Here is a 2,891-nt window from a genome sequence, read left to right as displayed (position 1 = left end):
ATACGGCCGTCGCGGCGCCAGCGCACCACGGCCTTGTAGCCGATGCCGTCGGTCGGCACGTAGAGCAGGAACTCGTCAGGCACGCGCGCCTCGATCGGGACTTTCAGTTCGGCACCGCCGGCATGCATGTTGCGCAGCGTGCATTTGACCTCGGAATTGGCGATGCCGGTCAGGATCGACGCGCCCTTCAGCACGCGCTGCCTGCGCTTGTCCCTGTTTTCCTCCTCGGCCATGGCTTTCCGCTGCCGGGCGATCCGGTCAGCCTATGTGATAGACCCGCCTGATGAACAGCGCGTTAGCGCCGATGACATCATGGCGCAGCCCAGGCAAAAACGGCGCCGCTAGGCGCGGCGCCGTTTGAACATTCTTCGATCCCTTGCCGCTCAGCTATACGGCGACCAGCACTGCTGGCGCGGGCCGTTATAAGGCTGGAACGTGTTGTCCCATGCCCGGTACGAGCGGTAGCGGTCGTAGCACCACTGGACATGCGCGCTTGAGAGACGCTGCGTCCGGTAGATCCGCCGGGGCTGAGCGTAGTAGCCGTTGTTGTAGTAGCCGTTGTTGTAGTACAGGCTGCCCAGGCCCAGGCCCAGGCCGAGGCCCAGAATGGCGGCATCGGAGTCCCTGAAATGCCGGCGATGATGGTGGCGTCTCCAGCGCCAGTCGTCGCCATCCCAGTTACGATCACCGTCCCAATTGCGGGAGAAATTCCGCTCGCGGAAATTGCCGGACCGCCACCGCCCGTCGCGGTTGCGCCAACGCCAATCCTCCTGGAGCTGCCGGTCATTGCCGCCGGCCCACTCGTCACGAACAGGCGTGATGCCGGGCGCCGCCAGATTGGCCGGGACCGACAGGTCAGGCTCAAGGATCGGACCAGCCAGTGACGGTGCCGTCACGCCAGCCACAAGACCCAGGGTCAGCAGACCGGACCTCAACGAAGACAAAAAGTGCGGTTTCATTGCACACTCCGAAGACTTCAGGCCCCACGCCCAGAATACCCCGGGAAGAGGCCTATTTATGGAACTTGTCGTCTGAACGGCGGATGAACGGAAAGGTTCCGTCAACCATCACGGCCCGCATCGCGGGCTCTTGTCTTCACCGGTACTTGCAGGCAAAGGTCACGGCCATGTCGCTGCGCCTTGCCACCTTCAATGTCGAGAACCTGATGAACAGGTTCGATTTTTCCGGCTATCGCAACCAGCTAAACGAGGATCGAGCGCTGGCGCTGTTCGATATCCAGAGCGAGGCCGAGTACAAGATGCTGGAGCAGGCGCGTGCCATTGCGCAGTCCGACGACACGCGCCAGCTCACCGCGCTGGCGATCGCCGCCACCCGTGCCGACATCATCTGCATGCAAGAGGTCGACAACATCGAGGCGCTGAAGGCCTTCGAATACGGCTATCTGTTCAAGATGGTCGGGCAGGGCTATCGGCAGAAATACACCACGGCCGGCAATGATACCCGCGGCATCGACGTTGCCGTGATGATGCGGAGCGAGACGGCTGACGGCCAGCCGATCGAATTCGTGCGCATGACCAGCCACGCCCATGTCACCTTCGAGCAATTTGGGCTGTTCACCTCGGAACTCGCGGCGCTCGGCTATCAGGCAATCGAACGCATCTTCCGGCGCGACTGCCTCGAGGTCGACCTGAAGATCGGCGGCGTGCCGCTGACGCTCTATCTCGTGCACTTCAAATCGATGGGTTCGCCGCGCAATGGGCTGGACGGCCGCGAGGCGACGATGCCGCTGCGTATCGCTGAGGCGCAGGCGGTGCGCCGCATCATCGAGGAGCGCTTCGGCAAGGATCATGCTGCCGACAAGCGCTGGGCGATCTGCGGCGACATGAACGACTACCGGCAGCGGGTGAAGATCGAGGGCGACAGCGTCGACGGCTACCGTTTCCAGGTGATCGACGAGAGCCAGTCCTGCATCAACGTGCTGACCGCCGGCGGCTTCTGCGAAAACGTTGTCGAGCGACGGCCGGAGATGGACCGCTGGAGCTTTTACCACACGCGCGGTCCCGAGGAACGGCACCTCTGCCAGCTCGACTATATCCTGTTGTCGAAGGGGCTGGCGGCGAAGAACGCGACCGCCGTTCCCGACATCGTCCGCAACGGCCAGCCCTGGCGCACCATCTTTCCGGCCGGCCAGGAGGTCGAGCGCTTCCCGCGCGCCGGCTGGGACCGACCGAAGGCCTCCGACCATTGCCCGGTGGTGATCGCCCTGGACATGGCCTGAGCTGCATCTCAACACAACTCAGAGCAAGATGAGCTTCGACCTCCCACGCAACGTCATCCTGCCGGTCGACAAGGTCGATGTCAGGCTCGACCCCGGCCGGCATCCGTTCGAACGCGACAACGCCGAGGCGATCGCCGAGAACTGGCGGCGCGAGATGGGGGCGAACCCAGCGCTGTTCGACGGCACGGTGGTGTTGCTCTCGGCGCTCGCCTATCGCGACGGCGGGCTCGTCGGCCGCTGCCATGCGGTGAAATATTCGACCTTCATGCTGTGGCGGAAGAAGCGCGAGGCGAGCGGCGCCGAGCATGCCTATGCGCATGCCATGCTGGTTGCCGGCGACAATGCGCTGGTGGCGATCCGCATGGGCGCGCATACCGTCAATGCCGGCCGCGTCTATTTCGCCGCCGGCTCGTTCGAGCCGATCGATTTCCGCGACGGCCTCGTCGATGTCGACTTCAACATGATCCGCGAGGTGCGCGAAGAGACAGCGATCGACCTGTCGGGCGCCGAACGCGGCCGGCGCTATCATGCGCTGTCGACGCCGAGCGGCACGGTGATCTTCCGCCGCTATCAGGTGACCGAGCCTGCCGACGAGATCGCGCGGCGCATCCGCGCCTTCATTGTCACGGAGGCGGAACCGGAGATCGAAGGT

At 64.1% G+C, this 2,891-nt stretch carries 4 protein-coding genes; 2 read left to right on the top strand and 2 right to left on the bottom strand.

Annotation, left to right across the window (positions count from 1 at the left end):
• Together EN745_RS32910 and EN745_RS32905 are read right to left on the bottom strand one after the other, a co-directional pair.
• Positions 1–233, bottom strand: a 233-nt coding sequence (locus EN745_RS32910) for a PilZ domain-containing protein (protein WP_127423178.1), incomplete at its 3' end; no start/stop codon positions are given.
• A 150-nt stretch (positions 234–383) separates the two neighbouring features.
• Positions 384–959, bottom strand: coding sequence for a BA14K family protein (locus tag EN745_RS32905; RefSeq protein ID WP_127423177.1), 576 nt, complete (start codon positions 957–959; stop codon positions 384–386).
• Between the two features lie 167 nt (positions 960–1,126).
• Here EN745_RS32905 and EN745_RS32900 point away from each other — a divergent pair, with 167 nt between their 5' ends.
• Positions 1,127–2,239: an endonuclease/exonuclease/phosphatase family protein gene (locus tag EN745_RS32900; protein ID WP_126053992.1), complete on the top strand. Its 1,113-nt coding sequence runs from the start codon at positions 1,127–1,129 to the stop codon at positions 2,237–2,239.
• A gap of 28 nt (positions 2,240–2,267) precedes the next feature.
• Positions 2,268–2,891 (top strand): hypothetical protein (locus tag EN745_RS32895; protein ID WP_127423176.1); only part of this gene is annotated, 624 nt, incomplete at its 3' end.

It is taken from the genome of Mesorhizobium sp. M4A.F.Ca.ET.022.05.2.1 (assembly GCF_003998845.1).
Classification (GTDB): domain Bacteria; phylum Pseudomonadota; class Alphaproteobacteria; order Rhizobiales; family Rhizobiaceae; genus Mesorhizobium.
The sequence above is the reverse complement of the archived record's forward strand: the minus strand, read 5'-3'. Positions and strand labels throughout refer to the sequence as shown.